18 protein-coding genes are annotated in these 18,941 nt (G+C 70.4%); 9 read left to right on the top strand and 9 right to left on the bottom strand.

Annotated elements, in window-relative coordinates; translation table 11 throughout:
• Positions 1-153 precede the first annotated feature (153 nt).
• Both P1P70_RS22380 and P1P70_RS22375 read right to left on the bottom strand, forming a co-directional pair.
• A complete protein-coding gene (locus P1P70_RS22380) occupies positions 154-270 on the bottom strand; it encodes an SGM_5486 family transporter-associated protein (RefSeq protein WP_005477623.1) in 117 nt (38 codons plus the stop codon).
• A gap of 84 nt (positions 271-354) precedes the next feature.
• On the bottom strand, positions 355-1,671 hold the full coding sequence (locus tag P1P70_RS22375) for a CynX/NimT family MFS transporter (protein ID WP_413471520.1): 1,317 nt from the start codon (positions 1,669-1,671) through the stop codon (positions 355-357).
• An 82-nt stretch (positions 1,672-1,753) separates the two neighbouring features.
• Between P1P70_RS22375 and P1P70_RS22370 the strand changes: the two genes are divergently transcribed.
• A complete protein-coding gene (locus tag P1P70_RS22370) occupies positions 1,754-2,449 on the top strand; it encodes a FadR/GntR family transcriptional regulator (protein WP_319240490.1) in 696 nt (231 codons plus the stop codon).
• A gap of 8 nt (positions 2,450-2,457) precedes the next feature.
• Here the strand turns inward: P1P70_RS22370 and P1P70_RS22365 are convergent, their stop codons facing one another.
• The 3 genes from P1P70_RS22365 to fabG all read right to left on the bottom strand — a co-directional run bounded on the left by P1P70_RS22365 (position 2,458) and on the right by fabG (position 4,499).
• On the bottom strand, positions 2,458-2,841 hold the full coding sequence (locus P1P70_RS22365; RefSeq protein WP_319240489.1) for a hypothetical protein: 384 nt from the start codon (positions 2,839-2,841) through the stop codon (positions 2,458-2,460).
• Between the two features lie 180 nt (positions 2,842-3,021).
• Positions 3,022-3,789 carry an enoyl-ACP reductase FabI gene (gene fabI, locus P1P70_RS22360; protein WP_045560796.1) on the bottom strand — a complete coding sequence of 256 codons (768 nt, stop codon included), beginning with the start codon at positions 3,787-3,789 and terminating at the stop codon, positions 3,022-3,024.
• 5 nt (positions 3,790-3,794) lie between these two features.
• The gene (fabG, locus tag P1P70_RS22355) at positions 3,795-4,499 is read right to left on the bottom strand and encodes a 3-oxoacyl-[acyl-carrier-protein] reductase (RefSeq protein WP_060885239.1); all 705 of its coding nucleotides are present in this window, start codon (positions 4,497-4,499) and stop codon (positions 3,795-3,797) included.
• Between the two features lie 252 nt (positions 4,500-4,751).
• On the opposite strand from fabG, the gene P1P70_RS22350 reads away from it, so the two are divergent.
• From P1P70_RS22350 to tyrS, 3 genes are read left to right on the top strand one after another with little or no spacing between them, the layout of a single operon-like run.
• Positions 4,752-6,275, top strand: coding sequence for a TldD/PmbA family protein (locus P1P70_RS22350; protein WP_319240486.1), 1,524 nt, complete (start codon positions 4,752-4,754; stop codon positions 6,273-6,275).
• Positions 6,272-7,675, top strand: coding sequence for a metallopeptidase TldD-related protein (locus tag P1P70_RS22345; protein ID WP_319240484.1), 1,404 nt, complete (start codon positions 6,272-6,274; stop codon positions 7,673-7,675). Before P1P70_RS22350 ends, P1P70_RS22345 begins: the two co-directional genes overlap by 4 nt.
• 42 nt (positions 7,676-7,717) lie before the next feature.
• Positions 7,718-8,986, top strand: a complete 1,269-nt coding sequence (tyrS, locus tag P1P70_RS22340) for a tyrosine--tRNA ligase (protein WP_319240482.1) — start codon at positions 7,718-7,720, stop codon at positions 8,984-8,986.
• 108 nt (positions 8,987-9,094) lie between these two features.
• Here tyrS and P1P70_RS22335 read toward each other — a convergent pair whose 3' ends face one another.
• Positions 9,095-9,373, bottom strand: coding sequence for a GlsB/YeaQ/YmgE family stress response membrane protein (locus P1P70_RS22335; protein WP_319240480.1), 279 nt, complete (start codon positions 9,371-9,373; stop codon positions 9,095-9,097).
• Between the two features lie 246 nt (positions 9,374-9,619).
• Between P1P70_RS22335 and P1P70_RS22330 the strand changes: the two genes are divergently transcribed.
• Both P1P70_RS22330 and P1P70_RS22325 read left to right on the top strand, forming a co-directional pair.
• A complete protein-coding gene (locus P1P70_RS22330; RefSeq protein ID WP_319240478.1) occupies positions 9,620-9,991 on the top strand; it encodes a DUF3099 domain-containing protein in 372 nt (123 codons plus the stop codon).
• A 230-nt stretch (positions 9,992-10,221) separates the two neighbouring features.
• Positions 10,222-10,461: a hypothetical protein gene (locus P1P70_RS22325; protein ID WP_319240476.1), complete on the top strand. Its 240-nt coding sequence runs from the start codon at positions 10,222-10,224 to the stop codon at positions 10,459-10,461.
• A gap of 6 nt (positions 10,462-10,467) precedes the next feature.
• Here P1P70_RS22325 and moaA read toward each other — a convergent pair whose 3' ends face one another.
• The 3 genes from moaA to P1P70_RS22310 form a co-directional block, all read right to left on the bottom strand.
• Positions 10,468-11,457 carry a GTP 3',8-cyclase MoaA gene (gene moaA, locus P1P70_RS22320; RefSeq protein ID WP_319240474.1) on the bottom strand — a complete coding sequence of 330 codons (990 nt, stop codon included), beginning with the start codon at positions 11,455-11,457 and terminating at the stop codon, positions 10,468-10,470.
• A 227-nt stretch (positions 11,458-11,684) separates the two neighbouring features.
• The gene (locus P1P70_RS22315; protein ID WP_319240472.1) at positions 11,685-13,310 is read right to left on the bottom strand and encodes a cation acetate symporter; all 1,626 of its coding nucleotides are present in this window, start codon (positions 13,308-13,310) and stop codon (positions 11,685-11,687) included.
• Positions 13,307-13,663 carry a DUF485 domain-containing protein gene (locus tag P1P70_RS22310; RefSeq protein WP_319240470.1) on the bottom strand — a complete coding sequence of 119 codons (357 nt, stop codon included), beginning with the start codon at positions 13,661-13,663 and terminating at the stop codon, positions 13,307-13,309. Before P1P70_RS22310 ends, P1P70_RS22315 begins: the two co-directional genes overlap by 4 nt.
• Before the next feature lie 431 nt (positions 13,664-14,094).
• Here P1P70_RS22310 and P1P70_RS22305 point away from each other — a divergent pair, with 431 nt between their 5' ends.
• From P1P70_RS22305 to P1P70_RS22295, 3 genes are all read left to right on the top strand, one after another.
• On the top strand, positions 14,095-15,624 hold the full coding sequence (locus P1P70_RS22305; protein ID WP_319240468.1) for a S8 family serine peptidase: 1,530 nt from the start codon (positions 14,095-14,097) through the stop codon (positions 15,622-15,624).
• 37 nt (positions 15,625-15,661) lie between these two features.
• A complete protein-coding gene (locus P1P70_RS22300) occupies positions 15,662-17,191 on the top strand; it encodes a S8 family peptidase (protein ID WP_319240466.1) in 1,530 nt (509 codons plus the stop codon).
• 87 nt (positions 17,192-17,278) lie between these two features.
• Positions 17,279-18,670 carry a CoA transferase gene (locus P1P70_RS22295; RefSeq protein ID WP_319240464.1) on the top strand — a complete coding sequence of 464 codons (1,392 nt, stop codon included), beginning with the start codon at positions 17,279-17,281 and terminating at the stop codon, positions 18,668-18,670.
• Positions 18,671-18,941 lie beyond the last annotated feature (271 nt).

Below are 18,941 nucleotides of genomic sequence, written 5' to 3'. Positions count from 1 at the left end.
TGTGCGGGCAGAAGCCGTCCGTGACGGCATCCTGCCCGCTACACTCCCACCGCTCGACGTTTCCCCAGGTCAAGCCACGAAGTACTGCTGGAGTACTAGGGGACGGGGGGTTGTCCCCACCCCTGAGCGGTCGCTGTGACGACCGCTGAGCGGTCACGGGGACGCGATCGCCGCGATGATCCCGATGACGACGAAGATGGCGAGGAACGAGCCGAAGACCAGGAGCATCTTCTTCTGGCCGTTCTGGGGGTTCGGGTCGAGCACTGGCATGCGCCCAGTCTCGCACCCCCGGCACCCGCCATGGCCGTCGGGGTCCCGGAGCCGTCCGGGACCCGGGACCCGCCGGGGCGGGGCTCAGCGGGCCGCCTCGTCCTCCACCACCCGGTCGCGGCCCGCCAGGACGCCCGCGGCGATCTGCGGGAGCATCAGGGCGGCCATGAGGACGAGGGGCAGGCCCCAGCCGCCGCTGTGCTGGTAGAGGACGCCGACGAGGAGCGGGCCGGGGATCGAGATCAGGTAGCCCGTGCTCTGGGCGAAGGCGGACAGCTGGACGACGCCCGCGCCGGTCCTGGCCCGCATGCCGACCATGGTGAGCGCGAGCGGGAACGAGCAGTTGGCGATGCCGATCAGCACCGCCCACGCCCAGGCGCCCTCCGCCGGGGCGAGGTACAGGCCGCCGTACCCGAGGAGGCCGCAGACGCCCAGGGCGACCACGATCGGCCCCTGGCGGGGCAGGCGGGTGGCGAGCCGGGGGATGACGAAGGCCAGCGGTACGCCCATCACCATGGTGACGGCCAGCAGCAGCCCCGCCGTGCCGGCGGGGACCCCGGCGTCCCGGAAGATCTGCGCCATCCACCCCATCGTGATGTAGGCGGCGGTCGCCTGGAGGCCGAAGAAGACGGCGAGCGCCCAGGCGGTACGGCTCCGGGTGATCCGCAGGGCGGGCGCCGCCTCGCGCGCGGGGCCCGGCGCTCCCCCGGACCTGTCGGCGGCACGCGTGTCCCGGTCGCGGTCCCGGAGCAACGGGAGCCACGGCACCACGGCCGCCCCCGCGAGCAGTGCCCATACGGCCAGCCCGGTCCGCCAACTCCCGCCCAGCGCCTCGGTCATGGGCACGGTGACGGCCGCGGCGGAGGAGGTGCCGAGGGCCAGGGCCATGGAGTAGAGGCCCGTCATGGAGCCGACCCGGTCCGGGAACCAGCGCTTGACGATGACCGGCATCAGGACGTTGCTGACGGCTATGCCCATCAGGGCGAGGGCGCTCGCGGCCACGAATCCGGCCGTGCCGCCTGCGTACGGCCGTATCAGCAGGCCGGCGGCGATGGCGGCCATGCCCGCGCAGACGACGGCGGCCGGACCGAACTGGCGTGCGAGCCGGGGCGCCATGACGCCGAAGACGGCGAAGCAGAGCGGAGGTACGGAGGTGAGGAGCCCGGCGACGCTGCCGCTCATGCCGAGCCCGGTGCGCACCTCTTCCAGGAGGGCGCCGAGGCTGGTGATGGCGGGGCGGAGGTTGAGGGCCGTCAGGACGATACCGAGCACCACGAGGCGGGTCGTCCACGCGCGCGTGGACGACGTCGGAGGTTCGGACCCGTCCTGGTCGGGCACCGGCGTTTCGGACGGTGCCCGAAGCGGTGCGGATGTCGTCGTCGCGGTCTCCTCGCTCTCCATGACATCTATCATAGAATCATAGGATGATTGGTTGTCCATGGCCCGGTCGCCCCCGGTCGGTCACTCCATGCGAAGGTGTGCCATGCCGCTGAGCCATCCCCGCCGATCGGCGCTGTCCGAGCAGGTCATCGCCGCGCTGCGGAACCAGATCACCTCGGGCGAGTGGCCCGTCGGCTCCCGTATCCCCACCGAGCCCGAGCTGGTCGAGGAGCTGGGCGTCGCCCGGAACACGGTCCGTGAGGCCGTCCGCGCGCTCGCGCACAACGGCCTGCTGGACATCCGCCAGGGCTCCGGCACCTACGTCGTCGCGACCAGCGAACTCGCGGGCGTGATGCACCGCCGCTTCGCGGACGCCGACCCGAGCCACATCGCCGAGTTGCGCTCCGCCCTGGAGTCGAGCGCCGCGAAGCTGGCGGCCGAGCGGCGCACCGAGAAGGACCTCAGGCAGCTGGACGTGCTCCTCGCGCGCCGCGAGCAGGCCTGGGCCTCGGGCGACGCGGAGGCCTTCGTGACCGCCGACGCGACCTTCCACATGGCGGTCGTGGCCGCGTCCCACAACGACGTCGTGACGACCGTCTACGCCGACCTGGGCGAGGTCCTGCGGGACTGGTTGCGCGGTGACGTGGGCGAGAAGCTGACGCCGGAGACGTACATGGCCCACGCCCGGCTGGTGGACGCGATCCGCGCGGGCGACGCGGAGACCGCCGCGGCGGAGGCGGCCGGCTATCCCTTCCACTGCCGTCCCGGCCGGGTCGGCCCTCCCCCGGCCGGTGGGTGAACCACACGTCAGCCCTCCCCCCGCTGATGGCTGAACCACACCGAGCGGACTTCCTTCCAGCAGCGCCCGGTGAGCCGTACCGTCCGCGCGGGACCGGTCTCGACCGCGGCGCTGTCGCTGTCGAGGTCCCACCACCGCGCGCACTCGATGTGCAGACGGACGTGGTCGACGGCCGCGTGGGGGTTGAAGCAGAACCCGACCACCTGCGAACCGGTGACGGTGCTGTGACAGGCCGCCCCGAACGGATCGGGCTCGTCGGGCTTGTCGTCCACCACTACGCGCGCGTGCCGCTCCCCGGTCTCCACGCGCGCGTACGGTGCCGATTCGGACGGGAGGGTGAGGACGAGAGCCAGGGCGACGACAGCTGGGGCGATGCTGCGGGAGATGCGCACAAGGGGGACCTCCTCGGCCGAGTGGCTGAGCGGTGCACGTCCAGCGTGCGCGGCACCCGGCCCCGGCGGCCCGCCGGATGAGCCGAACGAGTGATGATCCCGGCGGACAGGAGTACGGCGAGGGCGCGCACCCGAATGGATGCGCGCCCTCGAACCGTGGCAGAGCCCTGTGGGTGGCGCTCAGGCGCCGATCGCGTGCAGCCCGCCGTCCACGTGGATGATCTCGCCGGTGGTCTTGGGGAACCAGTCGCTGAGCAGCGCCACGACACCGCGGCCGGCCGGCTCGGGGTCCTTGAGGTCCCACTCCAGCGGCGAACGGTCGTCCCACACGGCGGCCAGCTCGCCGAAGCCCGGGATGGACTTGGCGGCCATGGAAGCCAGGGGACCGGCGGAGACGAGGTTGCAGCGGATGTTCTGCTTGCCCAGGTCCCGGGCGACGTAACGGCTGGTGGCCTCCAGCGCGGCCTTGGCCGGGCCCATCCAGTCGTACTGAGGCCAGGCGAACTTCGCGTCGAAGGTCAGGCCGACGACCGAGCCGCCGTTCTGCATCAGCGGCAGGCAGGCCATGGTCAGCGACTTCAGGGAGTACGCCGAGACGTGCATCGCGGTGGCGACGGACTCGAAGGGCGTGTTCAGGAAGTTGCCGCCGAGGGCGTCCTGCGGGGCGAAGCCGATGGAGTGGACGACGCCGTCGAGACCGCCCAGCTCCTCGCCGACGATGTCGGCCAGGCGCCCGAGGTGCTCGTCGTTGGTGACGTCCAGCTCGATGACCTTGGTGGGCTTGGGGAGCTTCTTGGCGATGCGCTCGGTCAGCGTGGGCCGGGGGAAGGCCGTGAGGATGATCTCGGCGCCCTGCTCCTGGGCCAGCTTGGCGGTGTGGAAGGCGATGGAGGACTCCATCAGCACACCGGTGATCAGGACGCGCTTGCCCTCGAGGATTCCGCTCATGGTGATCAGTGACCCATTCCCAGTCCGCCGTCTACGGGGATGACGGCTCCAGTGATGTACGAGGCGTCGTCCGAGGTGAGGAACCGCACCGTCGCGGCGATCTCCTCGGGCTGCGCGTAACGACCGAGCGGCACCTGCTTCACGATGCCCGCGCGCTGCTCGTCGGTGAGCACCTTGGTCATGTCGGTGTCGACGAAGCCGGGGGCGACGACGTTGAAGGTGATGTTGCGCGAGCCCAGCTCACGGGCGAGGGAACGCGCGAAGCCGACCAGAGCTGCCTTGGAGGCGGCGTAGTTGGCCTGGCCGGGCGAGCCGTAGAGGCCCACGACCGAGGAAATGAGGACGACCCGGCCCTTCTTGGCGCGCAGCATGCCGCGGTTGGCGCGCTTGACGACGCGGAAGGTGCCGGTGAGGTTGGTGTCGATGACCGAGGTGAAGTCCTCCTCGGACATGCGCATCAGGAGCTGGTCCTTGGTGACGCCGGCGTTGGCGATCAGCACCTCGACCGGGCCGTGTTCGGCCTCGATCTCCTTGTAGGCCTGCTCCACCTGCTCGGGGTCGGTGATGTCGCACTTGACGGCCAAGAAGCCGGCCGGCGGCTCCCCCGAGCGGTAGGTGATGGCGACCTTGTCGCCGGCGTCGGCGAACGCGCGGGCGATGGCGAGGCCGATGCCCCGGTTGCCTCCGGTGACGAGAACCGAGCGGCTCAACGGATCACCCTTTCCTTAGCGGTCTGAACGCCTGCCTGCATGCCTGGACGGCAGGCGCCTTCCCTCGAAACCTATCGGTCCACCTCTTCCGGCGGGCATTCGAGCTGTGACAGTGGCTCGGGGGAGTCGCTGTGGGGTCCCTACAGAAAGCGGGCCGACCGCAGCCGGAAAGATGTGGTCCGGCCGCCCGCGGGCGCGACATGATCGGACCCGACAGGCCACGACCATCGTTCGGCAACAGGGAGACCCTCGGTGCCTCATTCCATCGACGAAGCCTTCACGGCACTACCGCTGAGGGCATTGGCCGACGCCGCGCTCGCCCGCGCCCGTGCCCTCGGCGCCGATCACGCCGACTTCCGCTTCGAGCGGGTGCGCAGCGCCTCCTGGCGGCTCAGGGACGCCAAGCCCGCAGGGTCGTCGGACACGACCGACCTCGGGTACGCGGTGCGGGTGGTGCACGGCGGGACCTGGGGGTTCGCGTCCGGGGTGGATCTGACGATGGACGCCGCCGCGAAGGTCGCCTCGCAGGCCGTGGCCATGGCCAAGCTCTCCGCGCAGGTCATCAAGGCCGCCGGGTCGGACGAGCGCGTGGAGCTGGCGGACGAGCCGGTGCACGCGGAGAAGACCTGGATCTCCTCGTACGAGATCGATCCGTTCACCGTCCCCGACGAGGAGAAGACCGCGCTGCTCACGGAGTGGAGCACGCGGCTGCTGGCGGCCGACGGGATCAACCACGTCGACGCCTCGCTGCTCACCGTGCACGAGAACAAGTTCTACGCGGACACCGCCGGGACGGTGACGACGCAGCAGCGCGTACGGCTGCATCCGTCGCTGACCGCCGTGTCCGTCGACGAGTCCAGCGGCGAGTTCGACTCGATGCGGACGCTGGCGCCGCCGGTCGGGCGCGGCTGGGAGTACGTGACGGGCACCGGCTGGGACTGGGACGACGAGCTGGCGCGCATCCCGGAGCTGCTCGCCGAGAAGATGCGGGCGCCGAGCGTCGAGGCGGGCGTCTACGACCTGGTCGTCGACCCGTCCAACCTGTGGCTGACCATCCACGAGTCCATCGGCCACGCCACCGAACTGGACCGCGCGCTCGGCTACGAGGCCGCGTACGCCGGCACGTCCTTCGCGACCTTCGACAAGCTCAACAAGCTCCGGTACGGCTCCGAGCTGATGAACGTCACCGGTGACCGCACCGCCGAGCACGGTCTGGCGACCATCGGGTACGACGACGAGGGCGTGGCGGGCCAGAGCTGGGACCTCGTCCGCGACGGCACCCTGGTCGGCTACCAGCTCGACCGTCGCATCGCGAAGTTGACCGGCCTCGGCCGCTCCAACGGCTGTGCGTACGCCGACTCCCCCGGGCACGTACCGGTGCAGCGTATGGCCAATGTGTCGCTGAAGCCGGATCCGGCGGGGATGTCGACGGAGGATCTGATCGGCGGGGTCGACCGGGGCGTGTACGTCGTCGGGGACCGGTCCTGGTCCATCGACATGCAGCGGTACAACTTCCAGTTCACCGGACAGCGGTTCTTCAAGATCGAGAACGGGCGGATCACCGGGCAGCTGCGGGACGTCGCCTACCAGGCGACGACGACAGACTTCTGGGGATCCATGGCGGCTGTCGGCGGACCGCAGACCTATGTCCTGGGCGGCGCGTTCAACTGCGGGAAGGCCCAGCCGGGTCAGGTCGCCGCGGTGTCGCACGGCTGCCCCTCCGCCCTCTTCAAGGGCGTCAACATTCTGAACACCACGCAGGAGGCCGGTCGATGAGCGCGCGGAACACCAAGGCGCACAAGCCGCACGAGGTCGTCGAGCGGGCCCTCGAACTCTCCCGGGCCGACGGCTGTGTGGTGATCGCCGACGAGTACTCGACGGCGAACCTGCGCTGGGCCGGCAACGCGCTGACCACGAACGGGGTGACCCGGGGCCGGTCGGTGACGGTCGTCGCCACTGTGGACGGCAGGGAGGGCACCGCCTCCGGGGTCGTCTCGCGGGCCGCCGTCACCCCCGAGGAGCTGGAGCCGCTGGTGCGGGCCGCCGAGGCCGCCGCGCGCGGCGCCGGTCCGGCCGAGGACGCCCAGCCGCTGGTCACGGGGGTGGCGCACTCCCCCGACTTCACGGACGCGCCCGCCGAGACCTCCTCCGCCGTGTTCGCCGACTTCGCGCCCGCCCTCGGCGAGTCCTTCGCACGCGCGCGTGCGGGCGGCCGTGAGCTGTACGGCTTCGCCAACCACGAGCTGGTGTCGAGCTACGTCGGTACGTCCACCGGGCTCCGGCTCCGCCACGACCAGCCGAACGGGACGCTGGAGCTGAACGCCAAGTCCCCGGACCGCAAGCGCTCGGCCTGGGCGGGTCGCTCCACACGGGACTTCAAGGACGTCGACCCGGCGGCCCTGGACGCGGAGCTGGCCGTCCGCCTGGGCTGGGCCGAGCGGCGGGTGCCGCTGCCCGCCGGACGGTACGAGACGCTGCTGCCGCCGACGGCCGTGGCGGACCTGCTGATCTACCAGATGTGGTCGGCGTCGGCGCGGGACGCGGCCGAGGGCAGAACCGTCTTCAGCAAGCCCGGCGGCGGCACGCGGATCGGCGAGCGGCTGTCCGAGCTGCCGCTGACCCTGCGCAGCGACCCGAACGAGCCGGGCCTGGAGGCCGCGCCGTTCGTGCTGGCCCACTCCTCCGGCGGCGACAGCTCGGTGTTCGACAACGGGCTGCCGCTGACGGCGACCGAGTGGATCAGCGGCGGCGAGATCGCGCATCTGCCGACCACCCGGCACAGCGCGGGCCTGACGGGGCTGCCGGTGGTGCCGACGATCGGCAACCTGATCCTGGACGGCGGTGAGGACCGCTCCCTGGAGGAGATGGTCGCGAACACCGAGCGCGGGCTGCTGCTGACCTGCCTGTGGTACATCCGCGAGGTCGACCCGGCGACGCTGCTGCTGACCGGTCTGACCCGTGACGGCGTCTACCTCGTGGAGAAGGGCGAGGTCACGGGCGAGGTCAACAACTTCCGGTTCAACGAGTCGCCGGTGGACCTGCTGGGCCGGGCCACGGAGGCCGGACGCACGGAGAAGACACTGCCGCGCGAGTGGAGCGACTACTTCACCAGGGCCGCGATGCCCGCCCTGCGGGTGCCGGATTTCAATATGAGTTCTGTCAGCCAGGGCGTATAACCTCGTACCTGATTACGACCCACTCAAGGAGACACGAGAACCGTGACGGACATCGTCGACGAGCTGAAGTGGCGGGGCCTGTTCGCCCTGTCCACCGACGAGGACGCTTTGCGCAAGGCGCTCGCGGACGGTCCCGTCACGTTCTATTGCGGTTTCGACCCGACCGCGCCGTCCCTGCACGTCGGACATCTGGTGCAGGTGCTCACCGTGCGCCGGCTCCAGCAGGCCGGTCACCGGCCGCTGGCGCTGGTCGGCGGGGCGACGGGCCTGATCGGCGACCCCCGCCCGACGGCGGAGCGCACGCTGAACGACCCGGAGACCGTCGCGGGCTGGGTCGGGAAGCTGCGCGGTCAGATCGAACCGTTCCTGTCCTTCGAGGGCGAGAACGCGGCCGTCATGGTCAACAACCTCGACTGGACCGAGGGCCTGTCCGCCATCGAGTTCCTGCGGGACATCGGCAAGCACTTCCGCGTCAACAAGATGCTGACGAAGGACTCCGTCGCCCGTCGTCTGGAGTCCGACCAGGGCATCAGCTACACCGAGTTCAGCTACCAGATCCTCCAGGGCATGGACTTCCTCCAGCTCTACCGCAGGTACGGCTGCACGCTCCAGCAGGGCGGCAGCGACCAGTGGGGCAACCTCACGGCCGGCCTGGACCTGATCCACCGCCTCGAGCCCGGTGTGGAGGCGCACGCGCTGGCCACCCCGCTGATGACCAAGGCGGACGGCACCAAGTTCGGCAAGACCGAGGGCGGCGCCGTCTGGCTCGACCCGGAGATGACCACGCCGTACGCGTTCTACCAGTTCTGGCTGAACGTGGATGACCGGGACATCACCCGGTACATGCGGATCCTGTCCTTCAAGTCCCGTGCGGAGCTTGAGGAGTTGGAGCAGCAGACGGAGGAGCGGCCGCAGGCGCGGGCCGCGCAGCGGGCGCTGGCCGAGGAGCTGACGACGCTGGTGCACGGGGAGCGGCAGACGGCCGCCGTGATCGCCGCGTCCCGGGCCCTCTTCGGTCAGGGCGAGCTGGCGGAGCTGGACGAGAAGACGCTGGCCGCGGCGCTGTCGGAGCTGCCGCACGCGAAGGTGGCCGAGCTGGCGCCGGTCGTGGATCTCCTCGCGGAGGTCGGGCTGGTGCCGAGCAAGTCCGCGGGTCGGCGGACCGTGAAGGAGGGCGGGGCGTACGTGAACAACGTGAAGGTCACCGCGGAGGACGCGGTTCCGTCCCGGGAAGAGCTGATCCATGGGCGGTGGCTGGTGCTGCGGCGAGGGAAGAAGAATTTGGCCGCGATCGAGGTGACCGGGGCCTAGGCGCGAGCGAGTTCGCCGGAGCCTGGGCGCCGTAGGGGCGTGGGTGGTCTGGCGAGTGCCGCTTCGTCGTGGTTGCTCGCGCAGTTCCCCGCGCCCCTTTCGGGGCGCTCAGGTCCGTTGTTTTCTCTTGCCCAGGGTCGCCATGTACGCCATGTCGCCCAGGGCCACGATGACGATCGCGGCGACCAGCTGGAAGATGTGGCGGCTCCAGTCGATGCCGGCGGTCTCCTCGACGCCGAAGCCGCGTGCGATCGCGTTGCCGACGATGGCGCCCAGCATGCCGAAGATCGTCGTCAGCCAGAGCGGGCTGTGCTGCTTGCCCGGGAGGATCGCCTTGGCCAACAGGCCCAGTACGAATCCGACGATGATCGCCCACAACCAGCCCATGGCTGCCTCCTCGTACGGCTCTACGTCAGCATTACGCCCAGTGTCGGCCCGCCTGCGGTACGCCGCATGTCGGGCACCGCTGTACGCGCTACGGCGCATTCCCCGCACTCTCCGTGGAAGGTGACCCGGTCTCGTAGGCGGCGCAGACGCGGCGTAACGTTGAACGTGTCCGGACCGCGTGCCCTGTAGCGGACACGGACGGGCACGGGCCGGGGAGCGTCCGATACAGGCGGGTGGTGGAACGCGATGCGGAAGCAGAGCAACGTCGAGGTCTTCCGGATCACAGGTGCCCGGCAGGGCCTCGCCGACGACGTCCGCGGCCGGCAGCGTCGCTACATCATCTCGATGTCGGTCCGTACCCTCGCGGTGATCGCCGCCGCGGTCCTCTGGAACGTCGAACGGCACGTCGCGGTCGTCGCGCTGGTGCTCGGCGCGGTGCTGCCGTACATCGCCGTGGTGATCGCCAACGCGGGCCGGGAGAACGCGCCCTCGCTGCCGTCCACGTTCGTGCGGGCGCCCATGCGACCGATGATCACGCCGCCCGCGGAATCCGCCCCGGAGGACCAGGCGGCCGATCCCGCGGGGCACCGGCGCAGCGAGCCGCGCGAGCGGGCCTGAACTCCGGCCCTCCGGCCGTCCCTACGAAGCGGAATCCGGCCACCCGCCAAGCTCAAGAAAAGCTCAGATCAATCATGTAGTTCCTGTGCCGGGCAGAGGCCTACCCGTGACATACTTCGTACGCGCTCCGCATCCCCCGTCGGAGCGACAGACCGACGCCGGGCAGCTCCCCCCGTGGCTGCTCGGCGTCGCCTTTTCTCCGGCCGGATTCCTGCGGCTAGGGTCGACGCGTGAACATCCTCAACGTCCCCGGCTCGGATCCTTCCTCCCCCATCTGTTCGGCCAAGGGCTGCTCCGCCGACGCGGTCTGGGTGCTCGCCTGGAACAACCCGAAACTGCACACGCCGGAGCGCCGCAAGACCTGGCTCGCCTGCGAGGAGCACCGGGAGCACCTGTCGCAGTTCCTGGGGGTGCGGGGGTTCCTGAAGGACGTGGTGAAGCTGGACGACTGGGAGGAGCCGGCGCCGTAGGGCCGCTCAGCCCCCGATCGCCGACATCGGCCTGTCCGGCTGGACGAACGACGGGTCGTCCAGGCCGGCGCCCGCCTTCTTGCCCCACATCGCCAGCCGCCAGATGCGGGCTATCTCCTCGTCCGGGGCGCCGGAGCGCAGTGCGGCGCGCAGGTCGGTCTCCTCGCGGGCGAAAAGGCAGGTGCGGACCTGGCCGTCGGCGGTGAGGCGGGTGCGGTCGCAGGCGGAGCAGAAGGGGCGGGTGACGGAGGCGATGACGCCCACGCGGTGGGGGCCCCCGTCGACCAGCCAGCGTTCGGCCGGGGCGGAGCCGCGTTCGTCCTTGCCCTCGGGGGTGAGGTCGAAGCGGGTGCGCAGGGAGGTCAGGATGTCGCCGGCGGTCACCATGCCGTCGCGCTTCCAGCCGTGCTGGGCGTCCAGGGGCATCTGTTCGATGAAGCGCAGCTCGTAGTCGTGCTCGACGGCCCAGGCGAGGAGGTCCGGGGCCTCGTCGTCGTTCAGGCCGGGCATCAGGACCGAGTTGACCTTGACGGGGGTCAGGTCGGCGTCGCGGGCGGCTTCGAGGCCTTCGAGGACGTCCTTGTGGCGGTCCCGGCGGGTGAGGGTCTTGAAGACGTCCGGGCGCAGGGTGTCCAGGGAGACGTTCACCCGGTCCAGGCCGGCCGCCTTCAGGGCCGTCGCCGTGCGCCTGAGGCCGATGCCGTTGGTGGTGAGGGACATCTGGGGGCGGGGGGCGAGGGCCGCCACGCGCTCCACGATGCCGACCAGGCCGGGGCGCAGGAGCGGCTCACCGCCGGTGAAGCGGACCTCCTCGATGCCCAGGATCCGGACGGCTATGTCGATGAGGCGGACGATCTCGTCGTCGTTCAGCAGGTCGGGCTTGGCCAGCCACTGCAGGCCCTCCTCGGGCATGCAGTACGTACAGCGCAGATTGCACCGGTCGGTCAGCGAAACCCTCAGGTCGGTGGCCACTCGGCCGTAGGTGTCGATGAGCACGTGGGCCCCCTCCCTCGCGGCGGATCACAATCGTTCGACATCTGCGAGCCTACGTGACCGCGCTGACAACATCACCGGCCCGATCGCACGAGACGCGGCGAGGGGCCGCCGTAGATCTCTACGACGGCCCCTGCGACGCGGGCGCGGACCGCGCCCTGTGGGGGCGCGGGGAACTGCGCGACCAGCCACGACGGCGCCCAGCCTCGTGACGGGGTCTTTCAGCGGAGCTAGTGCGCGCCCGTGCCCGTGAGGGAGCGGACCTCCAGCTCGGCGTACTTCGCGTCGTCGGCCTTCTCCTTGGAGAGGACCGTGCCGAGGAAGCCCATGAGGAAGCCGAACGGGATGGAGATGATGCCCGGGTTCTTCAGCGGGAACCAGGCGAAGTCGACGTCCGGGAACATCGCCTTCGGGTCGCCGGAGACCACGGGCGAGAACAGCACCAGACCGACGGCGACGATCAGACCGCCGTAGATCGACCACAGCGCGCCCTGGGTGGTGAACTTCTTCCAGAAGAGGCTGTAGAGGATGGTCGGCAGGTTGGCGGAGGCCGCGACCGCGAAGGCGAGGGCGACCAGGCCGGCCACGTTCAGGTCGCGGGCGAGGGCGCCGAGGCCGATGGAGACGATGCCGATGAAGACGGTCGCCCAGCGGGCCGCGCGGACCTCCTCGGCGCCGGAGGCCTGTCCCTTGCGGATGACGTTGGCGTAGATGTCGTGCGCGAAGGAGGACGACGAGGCGAGGGTGAGGCCGGCGACCACGGCGAGGATGGTCGCGAAGGCCACCGCCGAGATGGTGGCGAGCAGGATCGCTCCCCAGGCCGAGTCGACGCCGCCCAGATGCAGGGCGAGCAGTGGGGCCGCCGTGTTGCCGGACGGGTTGGAGGCGATGATCTCGTCCTGGGAGATCAGCGCGGCGGCGCCGAAGCCGAGGGCGATGGTCATCAGGTAGAAACCGCCGATGATGCCGATGGCCCAGTTGACCGACTTTCGGGCGGCCTTGGCGTTGGGCACCGTGTAGAAGCGGATCAGGATGTGCGGCAGACCGGCGGTGCCGAGGACCAGGGCGATGCCGAGGGAGATGAAGTCCAGCTTGGAGGTGCCGGTGGCGCCGTACTGCAGGCCGGGCTCCAGGAAGGCGGCGCCCTTGCCGCTGTTCTCGGCGGCGGTGCCGAGCAGATCGGAGATGTTGAAGTTGAACTTCAGCAGCACCAGGAACGTAATGAGGAGCGTGCCGCCGATGAGGAGCACGGCCTTCACCATCTGGACCCAGGTGGTGCCCTTCATACCGCCGATGGAGACGTAGACGATCATCAGGAGGCCGACGAGGGCGACGATGAGGATCTTGCCCGCGTCGGAGGTGATGCCGAGGAGCAGGGAGACGAGGACGCCCGCGCCCGCCATCTGGGCCAGCAGGTAGAAGATCGACACGACGATCGTGGAGGTACCGGCGGCGGTGCGGACGGGGCGCTGGCGCATGCGGTACGCGAGGACGTCGCCCATGGTGTAGCGGCCGGAGTTCCGGAGCGGCTCGGCGACCAGCAGGAGGGCGACCAGCCAGGCGACCAGGAAGCCGATGGAGTAGAGGAAGCCGTCGTAGCCGAAGAGGGCGATGGCGCCCGCGATGCCGAGGAACGACGCGGCGGACATGTAGTCGCCGGAGACCGCGAGGCCGTTCTGGAAGGCGCTGAACTGCCGGCCGCCCGCGTAGAAGTCGGCGGCGTCCTTGGTCTGGCGGCCGGCCCAGACGGTGATGCCGAGGGTGGCGAGGACGAACAGCGCGAACAGGGTGATGATGAGCGGCCGGTGCTCGCTGGCCTCGTTGGCCGCGAGGAACGTCTGCTGTACGGGGCTCATGCGCCGCCCTCCATCCGGGACTTGATCGCCTCGGCCTTGGGGTCGAGCTTCGCGGCGGCGTGCTTCGAGTACCACCAGGCGATGAGGAACGTGGTGACGAACTGTGCGACGCCCAGGACGAAGGCGACGTTGATGTTGCCGAAGAGCTTGGTGCCCATGAAGTCGCCCGCGTAGTTGGAGAGCAGGACGTACAGCAGGTACCAGGTGATGAAGCCCACGGTCAGCGGGAAGGCGAACGAGCGGTAGGAGCGGCGTAGTTCGGCGAACTCGGCGCTCTCATGGACCGCGGCGAACTCCTCCGGTGAGGGGAGGTGATGCTCTGCCTTCGCTGGGGGCGGTGCGTCGGTTGCCACGGAGTCTCCTCGCGTCTGAGCCGCCTTCGCGACGGTGGACGGTGACGTTCTCGCCGTCGGATCGGGGGACGGGCTGGGTTCGGACATGGGGTCGGATCTGTTCCTTCGGTGACGGGTGCGCGATCGTGCTCGCGCTCCCTGCTCAACGTCACGGCGGGGCGCGAGGACCGGTTCAACCGTGCGTGTTTCTTTCGAAAACCGATTCGGAAAGCGATGCGAGGGCCGTACACGTTCGCCGCGCGGTCGGGTGGAAACGGCCGGGAGGTGCGGCGACTTCGAGGGTTACCCCTCTACTTCGGCCTCCCGCCCGTGAAGTCATTGCTGGCCGACGACGACCAGGGATAGCTTCGGGCTGCACCACCAACGTCATGTACCTGCCCAGGCACCCGTGTGTCTCGGGCCGGTTTCTTTGAAGATGATGTGGAGATCACATGGCTCATCTGCGCTCCAGACGACAGCTCGCGCTCGCGGTGCCGGTCGTCCTGTCGCTGACCGCCTCGCTCGGTTTCCTGCCGGGTGTCGCCTCGGCGGCCCCGCTCCCGGAGTCCACCGCCGCGACCGCGGAGGGCCCGAACCTTTCGTACGTCGTGAACACGAAGACGGACCGGCACACGATCGCCAAGGTGCAGAAGGCGATAACCCGGGCCGGCGGCAAGATAGTGGTCACCCACGCCAAGATCGGCGTGATCGTGGTCCACTCGACCGACCCGGCGTTCGGTGCGACGATCCGCGCGGTGCGTGGGGTGCAGTCCGCCGGTGCCACCCGGACCTCGCCGCTGACCCCCGCCGGCACGACGGACGTGGGCGCCGTCGACATGCTGACGGACGCCGAGGCCGCGAAGGTGAAGGCCGCCTCGGCGGACATCCCCGACGCCGAGCCCCTCGAGGCCGACCAGTGGGACCTGCGCTCGATCGGCGCCGACAAGGCCGCGAAGATCGACGACGGCAGCAAGAAGGTCACGGTCGCCGTGATCGACACGGGCGTCGACGACACCCACCCGGACCTCGCGCCGAACTTCTCCAAGTCCCAGTCCGCCAACTGCGACGGCGGTGTCGCGGACACCAGCGAGGGCTCCTGGCGGCCGTACACCCCGCAGGACTACCACGGCACCCACGTGGCCGGTGAGATAGCCGCGGCCCGCAACGGCGTCGGTGTCGCCGGTGTCGCGCCGGGTGTGAAGGTCTCCAGCATCAACGTGACCGACCGCACCAGCGGCCTCTTCTACGCGGAGTCCGTCGTCTGCGCGTTCGTCTTCGCCGCCGACCGCGGCGTGGAGATCACGAACAACAGCTACTACGTCGACCCGTGGCTCTACAACTGTGTGGACGACCCGGACCAGAAGGCCATCGTCGACGCGGTGAACCGGGCGCAGAAGTACGCCACGAAGAAGGGCACCCTGCACCTGGCCTCGGCCGGCAACTCCAACCACGATCTCGCCTCCGACGCGATCCTGGACGCGTCCAGCCCCAACGACACCACGCCGGTCGAGCGCACCATCGACCCGAGCGAGTGCTTCGACGTGCCGACCCAGCTGCCGGGCATCGTCACGGTCAGCGCGACGGGCGTGAAGAACGAGAAGTCGTACTACTCCACGTACGGCAACGGAGTCGTCGACATCGCGGCGCCGGGTGGCGACGCCCGCTACCAGATCCCGGACACGCCGTCGAAGAACGGCCGCATCCTGTCCACCATGCCGAACGGCGAGTACGGCTACCTCCAGGGCACCTCCATGGCGTCGCCGCACGCCGCCGGTGTCGCCGCGCTGCTGAAGTCCACGCACCCGTGGGCGTCCCCGAAGCAGCTGCAGAAGCTGTTGAAGGCCCAGGCGGACGAGCAGGCCTGCCCGACGTCGTACGACCAGAACGGCGACGGCGTCCAGGACGCGGTTTGCGAAGGCAGCCCCAGCGTGAACGGTTTCTACGGGTTCGGCATCGTCAACGCCCTGAAGGCCGTCAAGTAACACAGCCGGCGAGCAGCCACGACGAATCGGAGACAGCATGACAGCGCCTCTCAAGCGCTCCCGTCGTCTGGCCGCGATCCCGCTGGGGATGGCCATGGCGACCGCGCTGGTCGTCGTACCGAACGTCACGGCCGCTGCCGCCGAGTCGGCCGGGCAGGCCACGTCGGCCGGGCAGGCCGACGCGCCCGGGCTCAGCCATGTCGTCAACGTGCGCGCGGGGCACGGGCCCTCCGCGCACGTGAAGAAGGCGATCGGGGAGGCCGGCGGCACGATCGTGACGTCGTACGACCGGATCGGTGTCGTCGTCGTCCACTCCTCGAACCCCGGCTTCGCCGCGGAGATCCGTGAGGTGCGCGGGGTCCAGTCGGCCGGTGCCACCCGCACCGCGCCGCTGCCCGCGCAGTCGACCACCGACGTGGGCACCCCCAAGGTGCTGACCGCCGAGGAGGTCGCGGACGTCGAGGCTGCGGACGGGCAGGACCCACTGGAGCCGTTGCAGTGGGACCTGCCCGCCATCAAGGCCGACAAGGCCCACGAGGTGTCGCTCGGCAGCCAGGACGTCACGGTCGCCGTCATCGACACGGGTGTCGACGACACGCACCCGGACATCGCGCCGAACTTCGACCGCGAGGCCTCCGTCAACTGTGTGACGGGCAAGCCCGACACCGGCGACGGGGCCTGGCGGCCGGGGCCCACGGAGAGCGCGCACGGCACCCATGTGGCCGGTGAGATCGCCGCCGCGAAGAACGGCGTCGGTGTCACGGGTGTGGCGCCAGGGGTGAAGGTGTCCGGCATCAAGGTGTCGACCACCGCCGGCTTCTTCTACACGGAGGCCGTGGTCTGCGGCTTCATGTGGGCCGCCGAGCACGGGGTGGATGTCACCAACAACAGCTACTACACCGATCCCTGGTACTTCAACTGCAAGAACGACCCGGACCAGAAGGCGCTGGTGGAGGCCCTCGGCCGGGCGACGAAGTACGCGGAGAGGATGGGCGCGGTCAATGTGGCCGCGGCCGGCAACGAGAACTACGACCTCGCGGCCGACGAGATCACCGACCCGGTCTCCCCCAACGACTCGACCCCGTCGGACCGGGTGATCGACCCGTCCGAGTGCCTCGACATCCCGACGCAACTGCCGGGTGTCGTCACGGTCGCCTCCACCGGCGCCAAGGGCATCAAGTCGTCCTTCTCCAACCACGGTCTGGGTGTCATCGACATCGCCGCACCCGGCGGCGACTCGACCCGCTTCCAGACCCCGGCCCCGCCCGCCACCAGCGGTCTGATCCTGGGCCCGCTGCCCGGCGGCACATGGGGCTACATGGCCGGTACGTCGATGGCGTCCCCGCACGTCGCGGGCGTCGCCGCGCTCATCAAGTCGACGCATCCGCACGCCCCGGCCGCCCTGGTCAAGGCGCTGCTGTACGCCGAGGCCGACGCCACGCCCTGCACCGACCCGTACGACATCGACGGGGACGGCAAGGTGGACGCGGTCTGCGAGGGGCCGAGGAACTACAACGGCTTCTACGGCTTCGGCACCGCGGACGCGCTGGACGCGGTGACCAGGTAGGAACCTCTTCACGGCAGGAACCTCTTGACGGAAGTCGGGCCGGGCGGTGGTGCACCGCCCGGTCCTTCCGTTGCGTAGGTTCGGATCATGACTGACATGGATGGTGTGTGGGCGGCCCTGGGCGGCGATCCCGCTCTGCTGCCGGGGGTCTCGACCGTCGTACGCGGCGGAGTGCTCGACGCACGGCTGCCGGTAAGGGAGCTGGCGCGGACCTGCGTCGGGGTGTGCGCGCTGGCGGCTGCCGAGCTGGGCGCGCGCCGTGCCGGGCTCGACGAGGTCCCCCGGGTGCGGGTGGACGACGGGGCGGTCGGCACGGCCCTCGTGAGTGAACGGCATCTGCTGGTCGACGGTCGGGCGCCGGTCAACTTCGCGCCCCTGTCGCGGTTCTGGCGGACGGCGGACGGGTGGGTGCGGACGCACGCGAACTATCCGCATCACCGGGAGCGGCTGCTGTCGGCGCTGGGGGTGCGTGCCGGTGAGCTGCCCGGCGAGGGAGTGCCCGACGTCGGGGCCGCGCTGGCCGAACGGTCGTCCCTGGAGGTCGAGGACGCGGTCTGCGCGGCCGGGGGTCTGGCGTTCGCCCTGCGGACGCCGAAGGAGTGGGCCGCGCACGAGCAGGCGGTGGCCGTGCGGGAGCGTCCGCTGATCGAGTGGAGGCGTGGGGACGGTGCCGACGCGCCCCGCGCGCGCGTGCTCGGTCCCGGGGCTGGGGCCTCATCGCTACCGGCCGCCGGGGTGCGTGTCCTGGACCTGACCCGGGTCATAGCGGGCCCGGTCGCCACCCGCACGCTCGCCCTGCTCGGCGCGGACGTCCTGCGGATCGACCCGCCGGGGATGCCCGAGATCCTCGACCAGCACGCCGACACGGGCTTCGGGAAGCGGTCGGCGACGCTCGATCTGGCCGCGGACCCCAGGGCCTTCGAGGCGCTGCTCGCCGAGGCGGACGTCGTCGTCACCGGGTACCGGCCCGGCGCGCTGGACCGGTTCGGGCTGTCGCCCGAGGAACTCGTCGAGCGCCGGCCCGGGCTGGTCGTGGCGCACCTCTCGGCATGGGGCGCGTACGGCCCCTGGGCGAGGCGGCGGGGCTTCGACAGCCTGGTGCAGGTGGCCACGGGCATCGCGGCGGTCGAGGGTTCCATGGAACGGCCGGGCGCGCTGCCCGCGCAGGCGCTGGACCACGGGACGGGGTATCTGCTGGCGGCGGCCGTGCTGCGGTCGCTCACCGAGCGGGTCGACGGGGGCGGCGGTCGCGTCGTCCGACTGGCGCTCGCGCGTACGGCGGCCTGGCTGACGGACGGTGTCGAGCCCGGCCCGGACGGGGGCATCGGCTACGACGGGCCGGAGGAGTGGCTCGCCGAGCGGGACAGCCCGCTGGGACGGCTGCGGTACGCGCGGTCGCCGGTCTCCTTCGAGGGCGGACCGGAGGACTGGACACGGCCGCCCGGGCGCTGGGGAGCGGACGAGGCACGCTGGCGTTGAGTCGCCCGAGACCCTGAACCGCCGGAAGCCCTGCGCCGCACATATGGGCGGATTATCGAACTGCCGGTCGCTTTCCGGCACTTGCCCGGTTCTGGTGCGACTGGTGAACTTTCCGGAGTGAGCCTGACGAGACGGACGACGGACGACGGACGCGACGGGAGCGGGAGCCGACGGGCCCTGTCCCTTATCCACATCTGCCGCTGCCGACGAAAAACCTTTTTTGAACTACGGGGTATCCCAGAGTAAAAAAAAAAAAAAAAGAAAAAAGAGA

The sequence above is a fragment of the Streptomyces sp. MB09-02B genome, assembly GCF_033794485.1.
GTDB lineage: Bacteria > Actinomycetota > Actinomycetes > Streptomycetales > Streptomycetaceae > Streptomyces.
Note: the sequence above shows the minus strand (reverse complement) of the source record. Positions and strands in the feature narration are given on the sequence as shown.